The following is a 1843-nucleotide window of genomic DNA, read 5'->3' as shown; positions in this document are numbered from 1 at the left end:
GGACGGCGGAGGGCACGGTGCTCGGCCTGTGGCCCACCGGCAGGGTGGAGCGGGACACCGAGATCACGGTGGTCCACTCGACCGGTCCGCGGGGCCTTGCCGGAGGGCTGCACGAGCCGGGGAGCGAGGTCGGGACCGACAGCGCGTCGGGGGATCCCGCGGACGCCGGCCCGGGTGCGGCCCCCGACCCCGAGGTGGTGTACCTGCCCGTGGACATGGTGGGACGACCTGCCCAGCCCGTCATCGACCGGATCAGGGCGAGCGGGGTGCAGGTCACGGTCAAGTACGAGGACGGCACGGACCGGCCGCCGGGCGAGGTGGTCCGCACGGACCCGCTCGAGGGGACCCCGGTGCAACAGAACTCGACCGTCACCGTCTGGATCGCCCGGTAGGGCGCCCGCCGCTCCGGCTCAGTGCGGACCGGGCAGCGCGAACTCCTTGTAGAACTGCGTGTCGAAGCGCTCGGAGTCCGAGAGGAGGTAGCGTCCTTCGACCGCCGCGACCGTGCCGGGCAGCACCGACTCCACGATGGCGCACATCTCCGCGACCGTCGCCGTGGACGTGTTCTGGATCTTGGTGATGAGCATGCCCGGCCTGATCCCCGCCTTGCTGGCCCCGGAGCCGGGGGTGACGGCCTTGACGTAGAGGCCTCCCTCGATGCCGCTGCGCGCCATCCTCGCGTCGAGCGCAGGGCCGCCGGCGGGGTCGAGGGCCGTGAAGTAGCCCGGATAGTACTCCTCCACGGCCCACCCCATGTCGTTCTGCGACTGGCCCTTGAGCAGCTTGTCGACGATCTCCGTCCGGGCCGAGTCGATCGCGATGGAGTAGAACTGGCCCTCCTCCACGACGTTCCGGCCGCTGAACTGCGTCGAGGTGTTGATCCCCACCACACGGCCGTGGTGGTCGAGCAGAGGCCCTCCCGAGCTGCCGGGATTGACGGTGGCGCCGTGCTGGATGGTGTCCTTGTACTCCGGGGCGCCCTGCGGCTGTGCCGGGACCTTGGTCGCGTTGACGAGTCCTGAGGCGATGAGGAGCTTCTGGCCGGAGGGCTGGTCGGGCGGAGCGGTGGAATAGCCGAGCGCCGTGACCGTGTCCCCCGGGGTCACCGCGTCCGAGCTGCCGATGACGAGCGGGTGCGTCTGCTCGGGCAGCGGGGAGGAGAAGTGCACCACCGCGAGATCCGTGCACGGGTCCAGGGCGATGACGTGCAGGGACGCCTTCTGACCGGTGTTGAACCGTCCCGAGATCGCCGCGAGGCCCTGGACGACGTGCGCGTTGGTGACGGCCATCCCGGCGTCCTTGTCCACGACGAACCCGGTGCCCATCCCCAGGTAGTCGTCGGGCCGGCGTCCCTGGATCGCGAACACCGAGGTGTCTCCGAGGGCGTGCATCTGCTGCGTGGTGAGGTCGGGCGGGTGGTCCTCGCCCGGCGGGAGCTGGCCGGACACGGTCAGCCCGTTCTCCTCGTGGTGCGGGATGTCCGTGGCGCCGGCCGATGCTCCCGGGGCGGCCGGCCCACCCGCTCCGACCTGCTCGACCTGGTCCTCGGGCGTCGTGTCCCCCGGCCCGCATCCGCTCACCAGCAGAACGCTGACGGCCAGGGCGGCCGCGCTCCTGCGCCGGACCCGCGTGCTCCTGGACGATCTCATGGTGCTCCCCCCTCGGACACCGCTGACTATCCTGACCTCATTGTCGCCCGGGGGGACGCCCGACGGCCGGGCTTGACGAAGTAAGGCAGCTCACGATCCGGACACGGACCCGCTCCGACGTGCGGTGACGTCCTTCGGGAGGCCGCCGCCGCAGTCCGGGCCGGCCGGCTCGGCAGTGCCGGACCGGCCGGCTC

2 protein-coding genes are annotated in these 1843 nt (G+C 71.7%); one reads left to right on the top strand and one right to left on the bottom strand.

From position 1 onward, the window contains the following. On the top strand, positions 1-392 hold a 392-nt coding region (locus ACXAGC_RS20285), incomplete at its 5' end, for a PASTA domain-containing protein (protein WP_474846803.1). Positions 393-410: 18 nt separating this feature from the next. Here the strand turns inward: ACXAGC_RS20285 and ACXAGC_RS20280 are convergent. Further along, entirely contained in the window at positions 411-1649 is a 1239-nt protein-coding gene (locus tag ACXAGC_RS20280) for a S1C family serine protease (protein WP_474846801.1), read from the bottom strand. Positions 1650-1843: the final 194 nt, after the last annotated feature.

The sequence above is a fragment of the Alteromonas sp. AWJ4_197 genome, assembly GCF_056160285.1.
The sequence above is the reverse complement of the archived record's forward strand: the minus strand, read 5'-3'. Positions and strand labels throughout refer to the sequence as shown.

Coding starts and splice junctions, on each gene's coding strand:
- ACXAGC_RS20280 (WP_474846801.1), bottom strand. CDS start 1,649: ATGAGATCGTCCAGGAGCACGCGGGTCCGGCGCAGGAGCGCGGCCGCC.